The organism is Pseudomonas sp. xss_2, from assembly GCF_043104195.1.
In the GTDB taxonomy this organism is placed as follows: Bacteria; Pseudomonadota; Gammaproteobacteria; order Pseudomonadales; family Pseudomonadaceae; genus Aquipseudomonas; species Aquipseudomonas urmiensis.
This window is the reverse complement of record NZ_JBICKL010000112.1, coordinates 92,325-114,883: the sequence shown is the minus strand read 5'-3', so window position 1 is coordinate 114,883 and position 22,559 is coordinate 92,325. Positions and strand designations below refer to the sequence as shown.

The 22,559-nt window shown below is 61.0% G+C and carries 19 protein-coding genes; 10 read left to right on the top strand and 9 right to left on the bottom strand.

Annotated features, from left to right (window positions below; all coding sequences use genetic code 11):
* Window positions 1–28: 28 nt before the first annotated feature.
* Window positions 29–1,636 carry an ATP-binding protein gene (locus ACF8K2_RS25485; RefSeq protein ID WP_392468647.1) on the top strand — a complete coding sequence of 536 codons (1,608 nt, stop codon included), beginning with the start codon at window positions 29–31 and terminating at the stop codon, window positions 1,634–1,636.
* A 7-nt stretch (window positions 1,637–1,643) separates the two neighbouring features.
* Here ACF8K2_RS25485 and ACF8K2_RS25480 read toward each other — a convergent pair whose 3' ends face one another.
* Entirely contained in the window at window positions 1,644–3,728 is a 2,085-nt protein-coding gene (locus tag ACF8K2_RS25480) for an ATP-binding protein (protein WP_392468644.1), read from the bottom strand.
* Window positions 3,729–3,930: 202 nt separating this feature from the next.
* On the opposite strand from ACF8K2_RS25480, the gene ACF8K2_RS25475 reads away from it, so the two are divergent.
* Entirely contained in the window at window positions 3,931–4,620 is a 690-nt protein-coding gene (locus ACF8K2_RS25475; protein WP_392468642.1) for a type 1 glutamine amidotransferase domain-containing protein, read from the top strand.
* 132 nt (window positions 4,621–4,752) lie between these two features.
* Window positions 4,753–5,580 carry a CSS-motif domain-containing protein gene (locus tag ACF8K2_RS25470; protein WP_392468639.1) on the top strand — a complete coding sequence of 276 codons (828 nt, stop codon included), beginning with the start codon at window positions 4,753–4,755 and terminating at the stop codon, window positions 5,578–5,580.
* Here ACF8K2_RS25470 and hppD read toward each other — a convergent pair.
* The gene (hppD, locus tag ACF8K2_RS25465; protein WP_186553439.1) at window positions 5,577–6,653 is read right to left on the bottom strand and encodes a 4-hydroxyphenylpyruvate dioxygenase; all 1,077 of its coding nucleotides are present in this window, start codon (window positions 6,651–6,653) and stop codon (window positions 5,577–5,579) included. The two genes, ACF8K2_RS25470 and hppD, sit on opposite strands and share 4 nt — an antisense overlap.
* 305 nt (window positions 6,654–6,958) lie before the next feature.
* Between hppD and ACF8K2_RS25460 the strand changes: the two genes are divergently transcribed.
* Window positions 6,959–8,539, top strand: coding sequence for an EAL domain-containing protein (locus tag ACF8K2_RS25460; RefSeq protein ID WP_392468635.1), 1,581 nt, complete (start codon window positions 6,959–6,961; stop codon window positions 8,537–8,539).
* A 33-nt stretch (window positions 8,540–8,572) separates the two neighbouring features.
* A complete protein-coding gene (rarD, locus tag ACF8K2_RS25455; protein WP_186553441.1) occupies window positions 8,573–9,460 on the top strand; it encodes an EamA family transporter RarD in 888 nt (295 codons plus the stop codon).
* Here rarD and ACF8K2_RS25450 read toward each other — a convergent pair.
* Window positions 9,423–10,994 carry a TerC family protein gene (locus tag ACF8K2_RS25450; protein WP_186553442.1) on the bottom strand — a complete coding sequence of 524 codons (1,572 nt, stop codon included), beginning with the start codon at window positions 10,992–10,994 and terminating at the stop codon, window positions 9,423–9,425. The genes rarD and ACF8K2_RS25450 overlap by 38 nt on opposite strands.
* Window positions 10,995–11,271: 277 nt before the next feature.
* Between ACF8K2_RS25450 and ACF8K2_RS25445 the strand changes: the two genes are divergently transcribed.
* Window positions 11,272–11,856: a LysE family translocator gene (locus tag ACF8K2_RS25445; protein ID WP_392468632.1), complete on the top strand. Its 585-nt coding sequence runs from the start codon at window positions 11,272–11,274 to the stop codon at window positions 11,854–11,856.
* Window positions 11,857–11,959: 103 nt separating this feature from the next.
* Here the strand turns inward: ACF8K2_RS25445 and ACF8K2_RS25440 are convergent, their stop codons facing one another.
* Window positions 11,960–12,742 carry an AraC family transcriptional regulator gene (locus tag ACF8K2_RS25440; RefSeq protein ID WP_186553444.1) on the bottom strand — a complete coding sequence of 261 codons (783 nt, stop codon included), beginning with the start codon at window positions 12,740–12,742 and terminating at the stop codon, window positions 11,960–11,962.
* 10 nt (window positions 12,743–12,752) lie between these two features.
* Entirely contained in the window at window positions 12,753–13,295 is a 543-nt protein-coding gene (locus ACF8K2_RS25435) for a helix-turn-helix domain-containing protein (RefSeq protein WP_186553445.1), read from the bottom strand.
* A 154-nt stretch (window positions 13,296–13,449) separates the two neighbouring features.
* Here ACF8K2_RS25435 and ACF8K2_RS25430 point away from each other — a divergent pair, with 154 nt between their 5' ends.
* Both ACF8K2_RS25430 and ACF8K2_RS25425 read left to right on the top strand, forming a co-directional pair.
* A complete protein-coding gene (locus ACF8K2_RS25430; RefSeq protein WP_186553446.1) occupies window positions 13,450–14,232 on the top strand; it encodes an aldolase in 783 nt (260 codons plus the stop codon).
* 33 nt (window positions 14,233–14,265) lie between these two features.
* A complete protein-coding gene (locus ACF8K2_RS25425) occupies window positions 14,266–15,159 on the top strand; it encodes a dihydrodipicolinate synthase family protein (protein WP_392468624.1) in 894 nt (297 codons plus the stop codon).
* 127 nt (window positions 15,160–15,286) lie between these two features.
* Here ACF8K2_RS25425 and ACF8K2_RS25420 read toward each other — a convergent pair whose 3' ends face one another.
* The 4 genes from ACF8K2_RS25420 to ACF8K2_RS25405 form a co-directional block, all read right to left on the bottom strand.
* Window positions 15,287–17,512, bottom strand: coding sequence for a TonB-dependent siderophore receptor (locus ACF8K2_RS25420; RefSeq protein WP_392468622.1), 2,226 nt, complete (start codon window positions 17,510–17,512; stop codon window positions 15,287–15,289).
* 190 nt (window positions 17,513–17,702) lie between these two features.
* Window positions 17,703–19,121, bottom strand: coding sequence for a short-chain fatty acid transporter (locus ACF8K2_RS25415; RefSeq protein WP_392468618.1), 1,419 nt, complete (start codon window positions 19,119–19,121; stop codon window positions 17,703–17,705).
* A 153-nt stretch (window positions 19,122–19,274) separates the two neighbouring features.
* A complete protein-coding gene (locus ACF8K2_RS25410; protein ID WP_392468616.1) occupies window positions 19,275–19,931 on the bottom strand; it encodes a CoA transferase subunit B in 657 nt (218 codons plus the stop codon).
* Window positions 19,932–19,965: 34 nt separating this feature from the next.
* Entirely contained in the window at window positions 19,966–20,664 is a 699-nt protein-coding gene (locus tag ACF8K2_RS25405; protein ID WP_312155145.1) for a CoA transferase subunit A, read from the bottom strand.
* 119 nt (window positions 20,665–20,783) lie between these two features.
* Between ACF8K2_RS25405 and ACF8K2_RS25400 the strand changes: the two genes are divergently transcribed.
* Together ACF8K2_RS25400 and ACF8K2_RS25395 are read left to right on the top strand one after the other, a co-directional pair.
* Window positions 20,784–21,689, top strand: coding sequence for a LysR family transcriptional regulator (locus tag ACF8K2_RS25400; RefSeq protein WP_186553452.1), 906 nt, complete (start codon window positions 20,784–20,786; stop codon window positions 21,687–21,689).
* Window positions 21,677–22,498, top strand: coding sequence for an aldo/keto reductase (locus ACF8K2_RS25395; protein ID WP_392468612.1), 822 nt, complete (start codon window positions 21,677–21,679; stop codon window positions 22,496–22,498). The genes ACF8K2_RS25400 and ACF8K2_RS25395 overlap by 13 nt, the downstream gene beginning before the upstream one ends.
* The last annotated feature ends 61 nt before the right edge of the window (window positions 22,499–22,559 follow it).

Sequence of the window (22,559 nt, the reverse complement as noted above, 5' to 3'; positions counted from 1 at the left end):
ACCCGCCAACGGTTTCTGGAGAGTTGCCTTGGCCGCTTCGTTGTCACTGGACGAGCGTGCACTGATCCTGGCTCCCGCACGCCTGGGTGCGCAGGCCAGCAGGATGCTTGCGGCCGCAGGTATCGGTTGTCAACGCACCACTGATATCTCCCGCCTGTGTGGCTGGTTGGCCGAGGGTGTTGGCTTAGCGATCGTGGCTGAAGAGAGTCTCACCGACGACCATAGGTCGCCCCTGCACCAATTTATCGATGGCCAACCTGAATGGTCCGACTTACCGATCGTTCTGCTGGCCAATATCCAAGCCTCTGCCACCGGCCCACCCCGCGAACGCCTAGGCAACCTGCTATTGCTGCCGCTACCCTTCAGTGATTGCCAACTGTTGAACCTGAGCCAATCGGCTTTACGGGCGCGTCGTCGTCAATACATTGCTCGCGATCAGCTGCATGAGCTGCAGGAGCAATTACAAGAGCAGGCCCTGCAAAGGCAAAATGAAGTTCAGGCACTGCATCAGGCGCGCAAGATGGAGGCCATTGGCCAATTGGCCGGCGGTGTCGCACACGACTTCAATAACCTGTTGACCAGCATTGGCGGTAGCTTGGAGCTAATTGACCGGCATTTGCAGCAAGGACGTACCGATAAGCTAAGCGGTGTGTTACGCATGGGCCAGGAAGCGGTTGCCCGTGCCGCTCGACTGACACATCGGCTCTTGGCATTCTCCTCCCGGCAATCGCTGGAAAGCCGCAGCGTCGACCTACACGCCTTGTTTGAGTCAATGCCACTGGCCGACTCTTGCGGTGCAATCAACGTGCATATACGCCTGCCTGAAAACCTCTGGCGGGTCCAGGCGGATGATCAGCAGCTACGCGAAGCATTGGACAACCTACTGGTCAATGCCAGCGAAGCGATGCCCAGTGGTGGCGAGATAACCATCGAGGCGAGCAACCTGCGCATTGACAAGATGCGCTTGGCCCACGAAGGCTTGGCCAGCGGTGATTACCTGCGCATCAGTATCAGCGATACCGGCCAGGGTATGTCGCACAGCACCCTGGAGCGGGCGTTCGAGCCGTTTTTCAGTACCAAACCGGTCGGTCAGGGCATCGGCTTGGGCCTGTCGATGGTGTACGGCTTCAGTAAGCAATCGCATGGCCATTTAGTGCTGCACAGCGAAATCGGCCGTGGCAGCAGAGTGGACCTGTATCTGCCGCGAGACCCAGGCAACGTGCAACCACAACTCAAGAGCAACTACCCATTCGAACCGAATGTACTGACCGAGCAACATGTGCTGATAGTGGAGGACGACGAGCATGTGCGCTCGCTGGTCTCCCAGGCGCTTGCCGAAGACGGCCTGGACTGCCAGGTGGCGAGCAACGCCAACGAGGCGCTGCGGGTGTTGCACTCCCCGCGCCCGCTGGCCTTGCTGATCAGTGATGTCGGTTTGCCCGGAATGAACGGCAGGCAGCTGGCAGAAATTGCCCGCCAATTGCGCCCTGATCTCCCTGTGCTATTTATCACTGGCTATGCGGAAACCGCCATGGCAAGGGAGGATTTTCTTGCACCCGGCATGCAATTGATCTGCAAACCGTTCGAGCTCAGCCATCTGCAACAGCGGGTTGCGCGGATGCTTGGCAAGGGCTGAGCTGGACTCAACGGGTGAGCATACGTTGAACCTGCTCCACCAGGCTGACCAAGGTGAAGGGCTTGAGCATCAGTGCGGTGCCAGGCTCATCGAGCAGCTGTTGCTCCACCGGCTCGTCGGTATAGCCGGTAATGAACAAGATCTTCTGCTCAGGCTTGAGCAGGCGCATCGCTTTGGCAACCTGACGCCCGCTGAAGCCACCGGGTAAGCCAATGTCAGTGATCACCAGATCGAACGGCTTGGCATGCCGATACTGCCCCAGAGCTGAATTGGCGTCGTTAGCGTCACTGACATGGAAACCAAAATCCACCAGCGCCTCTTTCATCAGGTTGCGCAAATTGATCTCATCGTCGATCAGTAGCAAACGCTCGCCGCGCCCGCGCTCGAGTACCTGCGCAGGCACAGCAGGCATCTCCTCTTCAAGCACTAGCTCCTGGCCACGAGGAAATATCATGCACACCCGACTGCCTGTACCCAAGGTTGACTCAATCCAGGCGTGCCCACCCGATTGGCGGACAAAACCGTAAACCATCGGCAGCCCAAGTCCCGCCCCCCTGCCCGCCGGTTTGGTAGTGAAAAACGGTTCGAACGCCCGTGCCACGTCCTCTGCCGACATGCCATGACCATTGTCCTCGACATGGATGACGACATAATCGCCGTTGGGCAAGCCGCTCTGACTGGGCTCGGAGCTGGTCAGGCGCTGGTTGACACTCCGGATCGTAAGCTCGCCGCGATCCCGGCAGGCGTCGCGGGCATTGGCGCAAAGGTTGATCAAAGCGTTTTCCAACTGCGCGGGGTCGAGATAGACCGGCCATGACGCCGTATCCAATTGCCACTGCAAACGCATCTCTGGCCCTAGAGCCTGCAGCAGCAGCGGCTCGGCGGTTTCAAGCAAACGATTGATGTCCAAGTGGCGCGGTGATAGCGGTTGATTGCTGGAAAACGCCAGCAGTCGATGGGTGAGTGTCATCGCACGCTGGACCGACTCGCGCGCCAACAACACGTAATTGTCGATTCGCTCCAGCCGTCCTTGGGCCAAGCGTCGTTGCAGCAGCTCAAGACTGCCGCCTATACCGGACAGCAGGTTGTTCAACTCATGGCCCATGCCGCCCGCCAGCTGCCCTACCGCTTGCATCCGCTGGCTGTTGCGCAGCAGCGTCTCGCTCTGACGAATGGCGTCTTCGCGCTCTTGGCTGATATCTCGCCCCACGGCCGTCAACACTTCGCCTTCCAGCCTGCCGCTCCAGCTGAACCAGCGATAATGCCCCTCGCGATGGCGTAACCGGGTCTCGATCCGCTGCACCGCTTTGCCCTGCAGAACATCCAGCACTGCGCTACGAATTTCAGGTCGATCGGCGGGATGAACCAGCTCCAGTATCGGCATGCCCGCCACTTCCTCCTCACTCCAGCCCAATATCTGGTGCCAGGCTGGGTTGGCAGCATGCAGACGCATATCCCGTTTGAGCATGATCATCGCTTCACGAGAAAGCTGCCAGATGTGATCGCGATCAGCCATGTAACGGGCGATCTGCTTCTCGAAAGTCTGCGCCAGCTCGCGCCATTGACCAATGGTTTCCATGCTGGCGGTGGTGTCGATGACCGTGTGCAGAACGCCCGCCACCGCCCCTTGGTCATTGCGAATTGGCGTATAGCTGAAGGCATACCAGGCTTGCCCGGCACGACTGTCGGGGCCGATACGAATGGGCATGTCTTCGACGAAACTGGCTTGCCCTTGCAGCGCCTTGAACACACAAGGGCCGATCACCTTCCAGTGTTCGTCGCTCCACAATGCATCGAAGCTGCTTCCCAAGGTTGGCTGCTTGGCTGGCAGCAGCCCCTGATAGCCGTCGTTATGGATGACGGTCAGCTCCGCCCCCCACGCCAGTGCGCAGGGAAATGGCGACAGCTGCATCATGTCAACGGCAATGCGCAACGCCGGCGGCCACTGGGGCAAGGCACCCAAGGGTGTCATGCTCCAGTCGTACTGACTGATCGCCGTGCTCACGCCATCAGCGATTGGCGCGGCTGGCGTAAGGTGAATCACCTGTATTCCAGGATCGTCTGAATGCCCCTTCGCGACCAATTTGTTCATTCCCTGAAGTATGACTGGATGCTCGCATCTTCTGCCTGGATAACTTGTACTGCAACATTTGGTTAGTTATTGCTATGAAGCGAGGATAGCAGATGGCCACTAATCGCTACATGGCAGTGCGCCGATCGCCAGCTATGCTGATTAAGCTTTGCGCTGCATCCCCGGTTTTGCCGGGCCCTTTTCCTGTCGATGGAGCGAGGTCATGAGCAATAAAATCCTAGTCGTGCTGACCAACACTGCCAAGTATCCGACGATCAAACGAGCCACTGGCCTATGGCTTGGCGAGGCAGTGCACTTTGTTGCCGAGGTGCAGAAGCAGGGCTTCACCGTGGACTATGTCAGTCCCAATGGCGGGTATGTTCCCATTGACCCACACAGCTTGCAGATGGCGCCGGATCTGGATTGGCAGTGGTACAACGACAAGCAGTTCATGAACCGCCTGGGCACTACCCTCAGCCCAGGCCAGGTCAAACCTGATGATTACAGCGCCATTTACTACACCGGAGGTCACGGGGTTATCTATGACTTCCCGGATGATACGGCACTGCAAGATCTGGCCCGGCGCATCTATGAAAAAGGCGGCGTCGTCGCCGCAGTGTGCCATGGAGCAGTCGGCTTGCTGAACATCAAACTCAGCGACAACACGCTGTTGGTCAAAGACCGTAACGTCACCGGTTTTTCCAATATTGAAGAGCAGCTCGCTGAGCTGGATAAGGTTGTTCCCTATTTGACTGAGAACGAGCTGGGCGCTCGAGGCGGTAAATACGCCAAGCACGATGAGCCGTGGGCTGAATTTGTCGTATGCGATGGCCGCTTGATTACCGGACAGAACCCCGCGTCTAGCGCATTGGTGGCCAAAAAAGTTCTAGAAACGCTCGGCAAGAAAGGCTGACTCCCACAGCACACGACCATCTTTACCTGAGGTAAACCGGCTCAAGCCTACAGCTCAGAGAGGCCATCCCCCGTACCCTCCCCAGCATCTGTCCAACCATGGACAGGACTGGACAAGGAGAGTTGGAAGCCGATGTCGAAACTCAAGTATGCAGCACGAAGCCTGTTGGAGCTTTTGCTGACTCTCGGGGTTGGGCTGGTGCCGGTGGCCTCGGGACTGGCGGTGATGGTCTATCAGCTGGAACATAAGCTTAACGAGAACGCTAGCGTATCGGCCCGCGAAGCTGTTTTTGTCATCGATCGGGTGTTGGACAACCTGCTCAACGCTGCCAGCGACACCTTGATCCATGCCGGTAAACCCTGCGCCAGCGTGATCGATGCAATGAAGGCCCGCACAACCAACGACTCACGCATCAGTTCACTGATGCTCACGCGTAATAACAAGGGTTACTGCAGTACGTTGCCGCCCCCCTATCCCACCCTGCAACCAGCAACCGTCCCAGATCCTAATGTAAGGCTCAATTTCACCTCGCCTAGCACGCCAAACGGTGTCGTTGTGGAGTATCGGCTGGAGGACGGCAGCTCGGGAGTTGTCGCCACAGCCTACGGCCTTGAATTGCGCAGCGCGCTGTATGGCTTCCAGGAAGATTTGATCATGCTGCTGGAATTCGATGACAAGTACATCTGGGCCCGAGGAGACAGTCGGGAGCCGACGCGGCCATCGCAATCGGAGTTCTTCCAGAGTGCGCGATCAGTCAAACACGGCTACACGCTTAAAGCAGGCTATCCCACCGGTCACACTGCTCAGGAGATACACCATTCCCTACTGGGAACTCTCCCCTCACTGGCGCTGGTTGGCGTGCTGACCGCTGCGATGGCCTATTGGGGAATTCACAGGAAAAGGCATAAAACCAGGGCAACCCCCGCCCTGAATACAAGACGGGGGCGTGCCAGTAGTTAATCGGTGCTGAGCACACCGCGACGCACCTGATCGCGCTCGATCGATTCGAACAGGGCTTTGAAGTTACCCTCGCCAAAGCCATCATCGCCCTTGCGCTGGATGAACTCGAAGAACACGGGCCCCAGCAAGGTTTCCGAGAAGATCTGCAGCAGCAGTCGCTTGTCATCGGCCTCGGAGGCACCATCGAGCAGGATACCGCGGGCCTGTAGTTGATCGACCGGCTCACCATGACCAGGCAGACGCTCTTCGAGCATCTCGTAGTAGGTTTGCGGCGGGGCGGTCATGAAGCGCATGCCCAAACCCTTGAGGGCGTCCCAGGTCTTGATCAGGTCATCGGTGAGGAAGGCGACATGCTGGATGCCCTCGCCGTTGAACTGCATCAGGAACTCTTCGATCTGCCCCGCGCCCTTGGACGACTCCTCGTTGAGCGGGATACGAATCATGCCATCGGGCGCGGTCATGGCCTTGGAGGTCAGGCCGGTGTATTCGCCCTTGATGTCGAAATAGCGGATCTCGCGGAAGTTGAACAGTTTCTCGTAGAAGCCTGCCCAGTACGCCATGCGCCCACGATAGACGTTATGGGTCAGGTGATCGATGAGCTTGAGGCCTGCGCCGACCGGATTGCGATCGACCCCGTCGATGAACTTGAAGTCGATGTCATAGATCGAGCTGCCTTCTTCATGGCGGTCGATCAGGTACAGCGGCGCGCCGCCAATGCCCTTGATCGCGGGCAGGCGCAGCTCCATCGGGCCGGTTTCGATCTCGACCGGCTGGGCGCCCAGTTCCAGGGCGCGGGCATAGGCTTCATGGGCATTGCGCACGCGAAATGCCATGCCGCAGACCGACGGGCCATGCTCGGCGGCAAAGTAGGAAGCGATGCTCTTGGGTTCGTTGTTCAGAATCAGGTTGATACCGCCCTGGCGGTACAGGTGCACGTCCTTGGAACGGTGCGACGCCACCTTGGTAAAGCCCATGATCTGGAATACAGGCTCCAGCACACCCGGGGTCGGCGAGGCGAGCTCGATGAACTCAAAACCCATCAGACCCATTGGATTGTCAAAGATATCAGCCATGTTCGTGTCCTCATCTACAGCGCATTAACGGTTGGTCAGGTGCTTGGGATGTCGGACAGACGTGGTGGTGAGCAGGGGATGCCCCGCACGCTGCGGGCGAGGAAGCCACCTATGATCAACGTGAACCCATGATATGTCATATGGACCCATTCTCGGCGGGCTTGATCCTCCGGGAGGGAGAACCTTATTGTTGTATTCGTAAACCGATTCTATCTGGCGTAAATAGGTTTGTCGCGTTTTAAGTGCGTCAAGCTAACCGACAAACGGCTATCCTGTGCGTATTCCTTCCTCAAGATTAGGCCAGCATGCCCCTTTCCGTTAAACGTCCCGCCCGCTGGAGCTGGCGCGCCCTGCTGCCCTGGGTGGTCGGCGCACTGCCCCTGGTGTGTGGGGCGGCGGTGATGAACTGGCAGGCGCAGCGAGAGTTGCGCGAGAGCAGCCAGGCCACCACCGAGCAGGTGGTGCAGCACATCGAGCAGATCCTGGACAGTTTGTCGGCCTCTGCCAGGTCGCTGTTTCCCCTGGTCGGCAAGCCCTGCGCTGAAGTCGAGGTGGCCTTGCGCAGCCAGGTGACGCGCAATGCCTTCGTGCGCTCGACCAACCTATTCGAACGCAACACGCTCTACTGCAACTCGCTGTTTGGCGAATTTGACGAACCCGTCAACGCGGCTGACTACACCGAAGGCCGGTTGTGGTTGATGGATGGCAACTCGGTAACACCTGGCCACCCGCTGCTGGTCTATCGCGCCAGTGAAGGCGCGCGCGGCGCCATCACCACGGTGGACGGCGATCACCTGCTCACGGTACTGCGCATGCTCGGCAGGGACGAGGACCTGCAGATCCAGGTGGGCAATAATTGGATGGGCAAGGACGGCGTGGTTCGTCACGGTGCCCCGCCGACGGCCGCGACCGCAGCAGTGCTGCAAGCCTCGGCGCGCTACCCGTTCAGTGTGCATGGCGGCTATGGCGCGCATAAACAAGCTGAACTGATGCGCGATCATTATCCTGCGCTGCTCAGTCTGTTGCTGCTGCTTGGGGTAGTGGCCGGGAGTGTCGTGCGCTGGCAGATCCGCCGCGCCTCGTCGCCGCGCAGCGAGTTGGATCGCGCCCTGGAAGCAGATGAATTCCTGCCCTATTTCCAGCCCGTAGTACGCAAAGGCGACTATCGCTGGGCCGGCGCCGAAGTGCTGATGCGCTGGAATCACCCGCGCGAAGGCCTGGTGCGCCCTGATTTGTTCATCCCGTATGCCGAGCACAGTGGCCAGATCGTCGCCATGACCCGCGCACTGATGCTGCATACCGCCCAAGGCTTGGCGCCGTACGCAGCGCTGCTCGAAGACGGTTTCCATATTGGCATCAATATCACTGCCGATCATTGCCGCGACCTGCGCCTGCTCGATGACTGCCGGACCTTCCTGCAGCACTTCGAGCCAGGCCGGGTGAAGCTGACCCTGGAGCTGACCGAGCGCAAGTTGATCGAAGCCACGCCAGTGACCCTGGAGTTGTTTGAAAAACTCCACGAAATGGGCGTGATGATTGCCCTGGATGACTTCGGCACCGGCCAGTCCAGCTTGAATTATCTGCGCCAGTTCAACGTCGACTACCTGAAGATCGACCAAAGTTTCGTCGCCATGATCGGCGGCGATGCGCTGTCCCAGCACATCTTGGACAGCATCATCGAGCTGTCGACCAAGCTAGGCCTGGGCATTGTCGCCGAAGGGGTGGAAACCCAGACCCAACGCGACTACCTCGAACAGCGCCAGGTAGATTTCCAGCAAGGCTTCCTGTTTGCCCGGCCGATGCCGCTGGATGAGTTCCTGCGTGCCTTGGCCGCACAAAGCTCGCGGTTGCCGCAACCAGCGCGCCCTGAGATCATGCGCGGCTGATCCACCCGCTCATCTCCTGTAACCGAGGCATTCGTGTCAAAAGGCATTCTTTCGTCGGTCATGGCGTCGTGTTTGTTCGCCGTGATGTATTTCTACACCTCCTTGTTGGCACCGCTGGACGGTGAGGAGATCTTTGGCTGGCGGACCCTGCTGACCCTGCCTTGCCTGACCTTGTTCATGCTGGTCAGCAAAGACTTCAAACGGGTCGGCGAGCTTTTGGCCAGGGTGCGACAAACGCCGATGCTGCTGCTCGGCATGGTCGGCACCTCGTGGTTGATGGGCGTGCAGCTGTGGCTGTTCCTCTGGGCGCCGCTGCATGGGCGTAGCCTTGAGGTGTCGATGGGCTACTTCCTGTTGCCGCTGGCCATGGTCATGACCGGGCGACTGGTGTACGGCGAGCGTCTGTCTCGCTTGCAGAAAGTGGCGGTGAGCTGCGCAGCCCTGGGGGTGGGCCATGAGCTGTATCAGAATGGCAGTTTCGCTTGGGAAACCCTGCTGGTGATGATCGGCTACCCGATCTACTTCGTGCTGCGCCGACGCTGCCGCACCGATCACCTGGGCGGGCTGTGGTGCGACATGTGCCTGTTGCTGCCCTGGGCGCTGTACTTCGTGATCCAGGGGCCGCTGTCGGCGGCTGACCTGGTCGAACACCCAGGCTTGTACGGCTTGATCCCGCTGCTCGGGGCGATCAGTGCCTGCGCCCTGATCGCCTACGTGCTGGCCAGTCGGCTGTTGCCGTTCAGCCTGTTCGGGCTGCTCAGCTATGTAGAGCCGGTGTTGCTGGTGGGCGTGGCCCTGCTACTGGGCGAGACCATCGGCCCCGACCAGTGGCTGACCTACCTGCCGATCTGGGCCGCAGTCCTGGTGCTGGTGCTTGAAGGCTTCAAGCACCTGCTGCGTCAACGTCGGCGTTCGGTGTAAGGCGCACCTGACGCACGCGGCGCTCCTCCACCGCCACCACGGTCATGCTCCAGCCGTTCCAGGCCAGGCGGTCGCCGACCACCGGCAGCCGATCCAGCAGACTCATCACCAGGCCCGCCAGGGTCTGGTAGTCCTCAGTGGCACGCGCGCTGAAGCCAATGCGCGCCTGCACCTGGCTGAGGTTCAAGGCGCCACTGACGACGAAGCCACCCTCCTCCTCGATGATCGCCGGCCCCTCGACCTCGCTGGCGTCGGGTAGCTCGCCCGCAATCGACTCAAGGATGTCGGTCATGGTCAGCACGCCGGTGAAATCACCGAACTCGTTAACCACGAAAGCAATGTGCGTCGACTGGTTGCGCATCTGCTCCAAAGCGTTGAGCAGGGTGAAGCTTTCGAGCAGGTTCAGCGGCGCGCGGGCCATGCGTTCCAGGTCCGGCTGATTGCCGTCGAGCAGCTCCTTGAGCAACTCCTTCTTGTGCACAAAGCCCAACGGTTCCTCGATACGTCCATTGCGAATCAACGGCAGGCGCGAGTACGGCGAGTTGGCCAGGGCCTGGGTGATGGCTTCGGGCGCTTGCGCCAGGTCGATCGCATCGACTTCGGCACGCACCGTCATCACCGTGCGAATCGGCCGCTCGGCCAGGTTCAGCACGCCGCTGATCATCACCCGTTCGCGGCGATCGAACAGCACCTGCTCTTCGCCACCCTCGACCAGATCGGCGATCTCTTCACCGACCTCGTCGGCCTCGACCCGGCGACCGCCCATCAGGCGCAGTACCGCATGGGCGGTCCGCTCACGCAGCGGCCGATGCTGCTGCAAGCTGCGCTTGCGGCGGGCACGGGCCAACTGGTTGAACAGCTCGATCAGGATCGAGAAGCCAATTGCCGCATACAGGTAGCCTTTCGGGATGTGGAAGCCCAGGCCTTCGGCGGTCAGGCTGAAGCCGATCATCATCAAGAAGCCCAGACACAGCATGATCACGGTGGGGTGGGCGTTGACGAAGCGGGTCAGCGGTTTACTGGCGACAATCATGATGCCGATCGAGAAGATCACCGCAATCATCATCACCGACAAATGCTCGACCATACCTACCGCAGTGATTACCGCATCGAGCGAGAACACCGCATCGAGCACCACGATCTGCGCCACGATGGGCCAGAACGCGGCATGACGCAGGGCGCCACTGGATTGGGTGACATGGCCCTCAAGCCGTTCGTGCAGCTCCATGGTCGCCTTGAACAACAGGAACACACCACCAAACAGCATGATCAGGTCGCGACCCGAGAAGCTCTTGTCGAAGATCTCGAACAGCGGCGCGGTGAGGGTGACCATCCACGAGATGCTCGCCAGCAAGCCCAGGCGCATGACCAGCGCCAAGGTCAAGCCGATCACCCGCGCGCGGTCGCGCTGATGCGGGGGCAGCTTGTCAGCCAGAATGGCGATGAATACCAGGTTGTCGATGCCCAGTACCAGCTCGAGGACGATAAGCGTCAGCAGGCCCAGCCAGGCCGTGGGGTCGGCTAGCCATTCCATTAGCGGGTACTCACGAAGCAAGCGTCACGAGGACGGAGGGAGAAGGAAGGCCAGGATGGCCTGAAACTGGGAGGCTCCGAGAAGGTGCTCATACATACCTTGATAGAAAATACGGATGGAGATCCTACAATCACAGACGCTTTTTTTCACAGCGCGAAACTATTACAAAACCTGTAACAGCTGCGCATGCAGCAACCCTATCAGGGCACTTTTATTCAATACTCCGCCGCGCTTGCTGATCAGGATAGCGGACATCTTCCAACACGAGATGTCATCCATGAGCCTGTCATTGTCCATGGCCGCCTTCGTCCTGGCGGCTTCGATTTCACCGGGGCCGGTCAATATCGTCGCGCTTGGCAGCGGGGCACGGCATGGCCTGCGCGCCAGTCTCAGGCATGTGGTCGGAGCCAGCTTGGGCTTTTGCCTGCTGTTGATCGTGGTTGGCCTGGGCCTGCATGAACTGTTAGTACGCTGGCCCCTGATCGGTCTGGGACTGCACTGGGGTGGAGTGCTGTTCTTGCTGTACCTGGCGTGGCGACTGGCAAGTGACAAGGGTGGGCTCGGCAACCAGGGGGAGTTGCGCGCACCGTCGGCCTGGCACGGTGCGGCGATGCAATGGCTCAACCCGAAAGCCTGGCTGGCGGCGCTGGCTGGGGTGGGTGCCTATACCGGCGGTGAACAGCAGCTGTTGTGGCTGTTTATCTGGATCTATGGGCCGATCTGCTTCGTGTCGATCGCCAGCTGGGCCTGGGCTGGGAGTGTGATTGGCCAGTATCTGGGCAATCCAAGGTACATGAGGGTGTTCAATCGTACGCTGGCCGCGCTACTGGTTGCCAGTGCCCTGTATCTGGTTATGGAATGATGAACGTATTGTCTGTACCGGCCTCTTCGCGGGCAAGCCCGCTCCTACATGGATCGCGCTGTAGCGGTAGTTGTGGGATCGGTTCAACTGCGAACAGGCGACCTTACCTGACAGCCTGCCGATAATGCCCAGGCGTTGCCGCCAGGTGCTGCTTGAACGCCCGCTGCAAATGCGCCTGGTCAGCAAACCCCGCCTCCAGCGCCACCTCGGCAATCGGCCGGCCCACACGCAGTTGAGCACGCGCATGCTGCACGCGCTGATCCAACAGATAACCATGCGGAGTGAGGCCAAAACGCTGGCGGAACGCACGGATCAAGTAAGCACGCGACAGTCCGGCTGCAGCGCAGATTTCTTCAAGGCTCAACGGATCCAGTCGATGTGCGCGGATGAACGCAGCTGCGGCCTCAAGGCGCGGATGCTGCACAGATCGAGTGACCGAGGGGCGATCCAGATAGCCCGGCAATACCTGAAAGAAACCCGCTAACAGCGCCTCACGACCTGGCGTGTCGCCATCGAACAACCCCGCCAGCACTTGCAACAAGTGGCTGTACAGGGCTGGCGAGGTGCTCAGCGTTGCATCCGGCAGATTGATCCCCTGGGCCTGCAACCACGGCACATCGACGAACAACATCACATACGACCAAGGCTGGCCCTCGATCGGATTGCAGGCGTGCACCACGCCCGGCTTCATCAGCACCGTCGCCCCTGCTGCGACTTCATGACAGCTGTCGCCGGTCACATAGGTACTGCGCCCGCCGGTGATCACACCCATGGAAAAACTCTCATGAGAATGTGCGCCATAGCAGACCTGGCGCCCATCACCGACACGCCGCGCTTCGACGAATGGCAAAGCCGGATCACGCCAGAACCGCGACACCTCGATCATCGCCCTGCCCTCACTCGCCGCTGCCTTGCACCACCACCAGCAACTGCGCCTGCTGTGGCCCGACCGAACGCAGGCGGTGCGGCGTCTGGGCATTGAAGTGCAAGGCATCGCCCTGCTCCAGCAGCAGCCGCTCGGTCATGAAATCCACCTCGACCTGGCCTTGGTGGACGAACAGAAACTCTTCACCCTCATGCGCCTTGAAGGTCGGGTCGCTGAATTCGCTCGGCGGCTGGATCATGAACGGCAACAAACTGCGCAGGCCGACCTGCGAGGTCAACACCGCGTAGCCCGGCCCCTCACCGCTGCCCACCAGGGCCTGGCGCTCAGTGCCGCGCACCAGGCTGTAACGCGCCTCGCCTGAGGGATCATCGGCGAACAGCTCTTCGACATTGACGTTCAACGCCCGGGCAAGCTTGAGCGCCGTGGCGATGGAAGGGGTATTGAGCCCCCGCTCGACCTTGGACAGGTAGCTCTTGGTCATGCCGGCCTTGTCAGCCAGCACCTCCAGGGTAATCCCCAGTTTTTTTCTCAGCAGTTTCAGTCGGATAGACATGTGACGCAGCTTTCCCAGGCAAAACGCAGTTGCGCATGACACTTTGTGTCATATAAGATCATTTGTGTCATATGATTGACCGCCCTTCCACCGACCAAAGCAGTTAGGCGGGCAAGCAGTGACCTCTACCATCACGCCACCGAGGACCTCCCCCATGGCAACGACCCTGACTCACAGCAAAGACCAACTGGTGCGCCAGGCCCTGACGCAGATGCAAGGCTCGCTCGCCGATAATACGTGGACTGTACGGGAAAAGCTGGCCCTGACCTGCCGAATTCTGTTCGAGCATGGCCATGACTCGGGCCTTGCCGGACAGATCAGCGCCCGCGGCCCGCAGCCAGGCACCTTCTACACCCAGCAGTTGGGCCTGGGTTTCGACGAAATCACCGCCAGCAACCTGCTGCTGGTCAACGAAGACCTGCAAGTGCTCGAAGGCCAGGGCATGCCCAACCCGGCCAACCGCTTCCACAGCTGGGTCTACCGCGCCCGCCCAGACGTCAATTGCATCATCCACACCCACCCCACTCACGTCGCCGCATTGTCGATGCTGGAAGTGCCGTTGCAGGTCTCGCACATGGACCTGTGCCCACTGTATGACGACTGCGCGTTTCTAGAGGCCTGGCCGGGCGTGCCGGTTGGCAATGAAGAAGGTGAGATCATCAGCCAGGCGCTGGGTGACAAACGCGCCATCCTGCTCTCGCACCATGGCCAACTGTCGACCGGCAGCAGCGTCGAGCAAGCCTGCGTGTACGCCCAATTGATCGAACGCGCCGCACGCCTGCAACTGCTGGCGATGGCGGCTGGCACCATCAAGCCCATCGCCCCGGCGCTGGGCCGCGAAGCTCACGATTGGATCGACCGACCCAAGCGTCACGCCGCTGCGTTCAACTACTACGCGCGCCAAACCTTGCGTATCCATGCCGATTGCCTGAACTGACCTTTCAATGCCTTGCCTGCGGAGCCCACAACCATGACTACAGAATTTCACGGCATCATCGGCTACACCATCACCCCGTTCAGCAACGACGGCGAACAACTCGACCTGCCGGCACTGGGCCAGTCCATCGAGCGCCTGATCGCCTCTGGTGTGCACGCTATCGCCCCGTTGGGCAGCACAGGTGAAGGCGCCTACCTCAGTGACACTGAGTGGCAGCAAGTGGCCGAGTACAGCCTGGCGCAGATTGGCAAGCGGCTGCCGAGCATCGTCAGCGTCTCCGACCTCACCACTGCCGGCGCCATTCGCCGCGCGCGCTTCGCCCAGGCCCATGGCGCCGATGCCGTCATGGTCTTGCCGTCTGCCTACTGGAAGCTCAGCGCCACGGAAATCCTCCAGCACTACCGGGCGATTGGCGCTGCCGTCGACCTGCCGATCATGCTCTACAACAACCCTGCCACCAGTGGCACCGACATGCCGGTGGAGTTGATCTTGCGCATCGTGCGCGAGGTGGAGAACGTCACCATGGTCAAGGAAAGCACCGGTGACATTCAGCGCATGCACCAGTTGCAGCTGCGCGGCGAAGGCCAGGTACCGTTTTATAACGGCTGCAACCCGCTGGCGCTGGAGGCGTTCGTGGCGGGCGCCACAGGCTGGTGCACGGCGGCGCCCAACCTGATACCAGCGCTCAACCTGGGCTTGTACCAGGCGATTCGAGCGGGTGAACTGGAGCAGGCCAAAGCGCTGTTCTACCAGCAATTGCCGATGCTCGATTTCATCCTCAAGGGCGGTTTGCCGGCCACTATCAAGGCCGGTTTGGCGCTGACGGGGCTGGCAGTGGGCGAGCCGCGGCGGCCGGTGTTTGGCTTGGATGAGCAAGGGCGGGCGACATTGCGCGGAATGTTGGATGAGCTTGGCGTAGCGCTTTGAGATTTTGGGGCCGCTTTGCGGCCCATCGCAGGCAAGCCAGCTCCTACAGGGACCGCGCTCTGGAGGAGCTGGCTTGACGGGGCGCCCAACCGCTGCGATGGTCCGCAACGCGGCCCCAGAATCTAACTCACAAGGTCCAATCCAAGCTCAGCATCATGGTCCGCGGCTCCCCGTGGTACACACCGTTATAGAAACCGACGTTGTTGAAGTAGTGCTGGTCGAAGAGGTTCTTGACGTTCAGCGACGCAGACAGATGCTCATCGAACTGGTAGCGCCCCATCACCCCAACCACGGCGAATGCCTGCTGGGTGATACGGTCGTCGACGGTAACGATCTCACCCGCAGCATTGCGCCCCACCGGCCGTGAACCCTCGCCAAAGGTATCGCTCTGCCAGTCCAGGCTGGCCCCCAACGTCAGCTTTGGCAGTACCTTGTAAGTGCTGGAAAAGCGCACCAGGTTCAACGGCTGCTCGGTGTTCTTGCGTTGCTTGTCGCCATTGACCGCGTGGGTGTAGGTGTAGCCCAGCGTCAGTTGCCAGTCCGGCATCACCTCACCGGAAATCTCTGCCTCGAAGCCCTCGACGACTACCCCCTTGCCGCCAGACTTGTAGTACTGCTCGCCATTGGGCCCGCGTGGAATCGAGTCGTCGAGTTCGGGAACGTTGTCTTGCTTGCTGCGAAACACGGCGGTGCTCACGTTGGCGCGATCATCGAACACACTGCCCTTCAGGCCCACCTCATAGACCTTGCCAACGATAGGCTCCAGGTACTTGTCGCTGACATCCTTGAGCGTCTGCGGATTGAAGATATCGGTGTAGCTGACATACGCGGTGAACTGCTCGCTCAGGTCGTACAGCACCCCGGCGTACGGCGTCCATTGATCATTCTGGGTTTGTTGGCTGCGAGTAGAACGGGTCACATTGAGGTCGGCGTCGTATTTCCACGACTTGCTCTCGCTCTGCCAACTGCCATAGCGGCTACCGAGCACCAAATGCAGGCGGTCAGTCGGGTTCAGCCGGGTCGCGATGTAACCGGCTTTCTGCTTGGTGCTCGAACGCGACGAGTCCAGGCCGGTGTCGTAGTCGCTGAACTTGGGCACCGAGCCTAGGTATTTCCAGTCAGGGATCACGTCGTAGCCGGGTGGAACAGTACTACCGGCAAAGTGCGGTGAGCGGTTGCGCCGTTCCGAAACGCCGTAGCCGACCATGAAGTCGTGGCTGCGCCCCAGCAGTTGATAAGGGCCGGCCAGGTTGAGGTCCAGCGCGTCCATTTTCTCCTCGCCGGCAAAGTGCGAGTACCAGGCGCGCATGCCGCTGCGGTCCGCTGCGGGAAAGCCATTGCCGCCGTAGTACACCTTGCCGTCGGTGTCGCTCTGGCGATGGGTGTAGGCAGCCTTGAGTTTCCAGTCGTTGGCCAGCTGCTGGTCGAGGGTGATGAAGGCCGTCTGGTCTTTCAGCGGCCAGGACGACCAAGGCGCGGCCAGGTTGGTCGAGCGCGGCAGATGGGCCTTGCTGCCATCGGCGTTCCAGTAAGGCACCGTCCCCCAGGAGGAGCCCTGGACATGCTTGTTCTGGTAGTCATAGCCCACCGCCAACACGGTGCTGTCGGTCAGGTCCGCTTCAAGGATGCCGTACGCCACTTCACGCTGGGTGGCGTAGTTGTTCATATGTGACTTGGCATCCCGGTAAGCCAGCACCGTCCGCCCGCGCAGGCGGCCATCCCAGCCCAGCGGCCCGCCGACATCCAGGTAGCTGTAGTAGTTGTCAAAACTGCCAGCGCTGACGCCGCTCTTGACCGCCAGCTGATGGGTCGGGCGTTTGCGCACCATGGCGATGGTCCCGGAGGGATCCCCGGCGCCAGTGGTCAGGCCGGTAGCCCCGCGCACCACCTCGATGCGGTCATAGATGATGGTGTCCGAGTCCGACTTCAGGCCCGAGAAGGTGTTGAGCATCCCATCGATCTGGAAGTTGTTGATGGCGTAGCCGCGCGCGTAGTACGCCGGCCGCTCGGAGTCGTTGCGCTGCACCGTGACGCCCGTGACGTGGGCCATGGCTTCGGACAGGGTGCTGAGCTGGAAATCGTCGAGCTGCTGGCGCGTCAGCACCGAAACCGACTGTGGGGTTTCCTTGATCGACAGGTTCAAACGGGTGGCAGCGCTCATGCTACCGGTGGTGTAGGAGCCGGTGTGCTCAGTGGTGCTGCCCAGGCCCTGGGCGAGAATCTCGGTGGAGCCGAGCTCCAGCACCCCGTCCGCAGACCTCGGCTCGGTCTGCTCAGCCTGTGACAACGGGCTGATGGCGGTGGCACATAGACCCAGGGTGAGGGTCATGGAACGGCTAAGGGGCGCGACCATCGCTGCCATACTCCTTGTTCGATTTGATGAATGTCCTTGACTGCCGGGTTGACCGGCATTCCAGTGATAACGATTCTCGGTTGGGAATAGTTATCGACAAACCAACAAAATTCGAACACGAGCGGACTTCTTCTGCGCCCCTCCTCTTGCGATCGCGTCCGGCCCCCTGTAAGGAGGCCGGCGCGTTAAATCAAGGCATCACAGGCGGCACATACTGCAGCGTCGTGCCCAGCGCCCAAAGCAAGACCAGGACCAATGGCACATGCACCAACAGCTGGACGAACGAGAAGCCGATCAGGTCGCGCGCCTTGAGCCCCAGCACCCCGAGCAGCGGCAGCATGTAGAACGGGTTGATCAGGTTCGGCAGCGCCTCGGCGGCGTTGTAGATCTGCACGGCCCAGCCCAGGTGATAGTGCAGGTCATTGGCCACCAGCATCACGTAAGGCGCCTCGATGATCCACTTGCCGCCACCGGACGGGATGAAGAAGCCCAGCACTGCCGAGTACACCCCCATGAGCACGGCATAGGTGTCGTGCGAGGCGATCTGCACGAAGAAGGTCGAGATGTGGTGGGCCAGGGTCTGCTCATCCACACCCTTGACCTGGGTGAGGATGGCGGCGATCGAGCCATACAGCGGGAACTGGATCAGCACCCCAGTGGTGGTCGGCACGGCGCGGGTCACCGCATCGAGAAAGCTGCGCGGACGCCAGTGCAGCAAGGCGCCGAGCATGATGAACAGCAGGTTGTAGGTGTTCAGGCCGGAGATAGCGGTGATCGCAGGTTTGGTCGCGAACTCCTGGTACAGCCAACCGGCGGCCAGCGCCACCAACAGCAGGATCAGGATCGGGCTGTATTCCAGCCATTCGCCAGGACGGGTGCGCTGCGGCGGTGGCGGCGCGCTGAAGCTTGGGTCGACGCCGCACGCCTCGGCGCTGCGGGCGCTGCCCGGGCCAGGCGCGGTGGCATAGGCGACCACCAGCGAGACGATCACCAGCGCCGCCAGCAACACGCCGGATTGCCAAAGGAAAATGGTTTCGGTGAACGGGATCACCCCGGTAATGGACAAGATCGACGGTGGCAGGCTGGCAGGGTTGGCCTGCAGCTGCGCCGCCGAGGACGACAAGCCCAGCGCCCACACCGCCCCCAGGCCCAGGTAGGCTGCTGCGCCTGCTGCGCGGTAGTCCATCTTCAGGTCGGTACGACGGGCCAACGCGCGCACCAGCAAACCGCCAAACACCAGCGACAAGCCCCAGTTGAGCAACGAGGCGAGCATCGAGATCAGCGCCACCCAGCACACCGCCGAGCGGCCATTTTTGGGGATACGCGCCAGGCGATCGATCAGCCGCGCCGCCGGTGGCGAGCTGGCCACCACATAGCCGCCGATGACCACGAAAGCCATCTGCATGGTGAACGGGATCAGGCTCCAGAAACCATCGCCAAAGGCCTTGGCGGTGTCGGTCGGCTTGGCGCCCATCACCAATGCGCCGATACACACCAGCACTACCGCCAGGGCGGCGAACACCCAGGAATCGGGGAACCAGCGTTCAGCCCAGTTCGAGCAACGCAGGGCAAAACGAGCGGAGCGGCTGTCTTGGATTTCAGCGGCCACGGGATTTTCCTTTTATTGATTTTATTGGCTGTAACAAACGCAAAAACCGTGGAAGCGGGCTTGCCCCGCGATAGCGTGCCGACAGACAACACCCAGTTGTCCCGATCAACGCTATCGCGGGGCAAGCCCGCTCCCACGGTACTCAAGCGGATTTCAGAAGGTCATTTCCTGCACATCATCGGCCACGATCAGCTTGCCCGCGGTCTTCTCGATGATTTCCTCGACGCTCACCCCAGGCGCCGTCTCGCGCAGGATGAACGCGCCGTTTTCGATCTCAAGGTAAGCCAGGTCGGTCAACACCTTGCGGATGCAACCAGCACCGGTCAGCGGCAGGCTGCAGCGCGACAGCAACTTGGACTCGCCATCCTTGGAGGCGTGGGTCATGGTGACGATGATGTTGTCGGCGCCGGCGACCAGGTCCATCGCCCCGCCCATGCCCTTGACCAACTTGCCAGGGATCATCCAGGAGGCGATGTTGCCCTCCACGTCCACTTCGAACGCGCCCAGCACGGTGAGGTCGACGTGGCCGCCACGGATCATGGCGAACGATTGCGCCGAATCGAAGATCGAGGCACCGCGGCGGGCGGTGACGGTTTGTTTGCCGGCGTTGATCATGTCGGCGTCGAGTGTGCTTTCAGTGGGGAATTCGCCCATGCCGAGCAGGCCGTTTTCCGATTGCAGCATCACGTCCATGTCGGCGGGTACGTAGTTGGCCACCAGGGTCGGGATGCCGATGCCGAGGTTGACGTAGTAGCCGTCCTTCAGTTCACGGGCAACGCGTTGAGCCATCTGTTCGCGGGTCAGTGCCATGGTCTGGATCTCTTTGTTGTTCTGTGGACGGCGCTCAGGCCTTGACGGTGCGCTTTTCGATGCGCTTCTCGAAGGTGCCGACGATGACCCGGTCGACATAGATGCCCGGGGTGTGGATCTCGCTGGGCAACAGCACGCCAGGCTCGACGATTTCCTCGACTTCGACCACGGTGATCTTGCCGGCGGTGGCCGCCAGTGGATTGAAGTTTTGCGCAGTGTTGCGGTACACCACGTTGCCGTAGTGATCGGCCTTCCAGCCTTTGACGATGGCGAAGTCGCCGGTGATGGCTTCTTCGAGAATGTACTTGCGCCCGTTGAACTCGCGCACTTCCTTGCCTTCGGCAACCGGGGTGCCGTAGCCGGTGGCGGTATAGAACGCCGGGATGCCAGCACCACCGGCGCGCATTTTCTCGGCCAGGGTACCTTGTGGGGTCAGCTCGACCTCAAGCTCGCCGCTGAGCAGCTGGCGTTCGAACTCGGCGTTCTCGCCGACGTAGGAGGCGATCATCTTGCGGATCTGCCGGTCTTCGAGCAGCACGCCCAGGCCAAAGCCATCGACGCCGCAGTTGTTGGAAACCACGGTCAGGCCCTTGACGCCCAGACGCTTGATTTGCGCGATCAGGTTCTCGGGGATGCCGCACAGGCCAAAGCCGCCGGCCAGTACCGTCATGTTGTCGGTCAGGCCTTCGAGGGCCTGTTCGTAGGTTGCAACGCGCTTGTCCAGTCCGGCCATGCTGATCCGCCTTTGTAGTTGTTTGTGCGTACAGCCATCTTCACCGCTGGCGACTGATTTGTTAATTTTGTTTTCGTCATCGATTGATAACTTTTCCAAAACAAAGGTCAAGCCCCCGCATGAACGTCAAGCAGCTACGCGCCTTCATCACCGTGGCCAAGTATCAAAGCTTCGCCCAGGCCGGCGAGCACCTGCACGTCTCGCAACCGGCGTTGAGCCTGACCATCAAGGCGCTGGAGGACAACCTCGGCGGCGCCCTGCTCACCCGCACCACCCGCAGCGTCAGCCTGACCCCAGAAGGCGAGGTGCTGCTGCCGCTGGCCCGGCGCCTGCTGGCCGATTGGGACGACACTGAAGAAATGCTGCGCCAGCGCTTTACCTTGCAGCTTGGCCGGGTGTCGGTCGCGGCCATGCCAGCCTTTGCTGGCAACCTGCTGCCACAGTCGCTGAAAGTGTTCCGCCAGCGCTATCCGAAGGTGAACGTTACCGTCCATGACGTGATCAACGAACAGGTGCTGGAACTGGTGCGCCACCGGCGCGTCGAACTGGGCATTGGCTTCGAGCCGGACAACCTCGATGGGCTACGCTTTCATCCGCTGTACCTGGATCGCTTCGTCGCCGTGGTACCTGGCGACTCGCCGCTGGCCCGGCAGCCGCAAGTCACCTGGCAGCAACTGCTGGCCGAAGATTTCATCGCCTTGCAACGCCCGTCGGCGGTGCGCTTGCTGCTGGAGCAGAACATTGCCGCCGGGCACGGCAAGCTGACAGTGGCGTTCGAGAGCCATCAACTGTCGACCATCGGCCGCATGGTTGCCAATGGCCTGGGGGTCAGCGCGGTGCCGGCGCTGTGCATCAACCAGATGCAAGAGCTCGGTGCGCGCTGCGTGGCCCTGGTCGAGCCGAGCGTTGAGCGGCGCATCGGCGTCATGGCGCTAAGCGACCACAAGCTGTCCACCGCAGCCGAGGCGCTGCTCGAGGTCGTGTTGTGCAATACCCATCTACCGGAGGTGACATGCGTTCAGTAAAGCTTGCAGGCATAAGCGTTCCGGCCATTGGCCAGGGCACCTGGTACATGGGCGAAGATCCTGCTCGGCGCAGCGCCGAGGTGGCCGCCCTGCAGCAAGGCATCGAGCTGGGGCTGAGCCTGATCGACACCGCAGAGATGTACGCCGAGGGTGGCGCCGAGGAGGTCGTCGGCCAAGCCATGCTCGGCCGTCGCGAGCAGGTGTTTCTGGTCAGCAAGGTCTACCCGCACAACGCCAGCCAGCGTGCTCTACCGCTGGCCTGCGAGCGCAGCCTCAAGCGCTTGGGCACCGACTGCATCGACCTGTACCTGTTGCACTGGCGCGGCCAGTATCCGCTGGCAGAAACCGTGGAAGCCTTCGAGCGTCTGCGCGAGCAAGGCAAGATTCGCCGTTGGGGGGTATCCAACTTCGACCTCGACGATTTGCATGAACTGGCTAATAGCGACTGCGCCACCAATCAGGTGCTGTACAACCCGGCTGAGCGCGGGATCGAATTCGACCTGCTGCCCTGGAGCCAGGCCAATGGCTTGCCGACCATGGCCTATTGCCCGCTGGCGCAGGCCGGGCGATTGCTCAAGCATCCGCTTTTGGCCGAAATTGCCGAGCGCCTTGGGGCAACTCCTGCGCAAGTCAGCTTGGCCTGGGTGACCCGCTCTGATGGGGTGATTGCCATCCCCAAGGCGGTCAACCCGCGGCATGTGCAGCTCAATGCGGGGGCGGCTTCATTGAAATTGAGCGAGGAGGATCTGCGGGCGATTGACCAGGCGTTTCCAGCGCCGACACGCAAGCAGCGGTTGGCGATGGTTTGAGCGAGTAGTTGTTTGTCAGTGCCGGCCTCATCGCGGGGCAAGCCCGCTCCCACAAAACCCC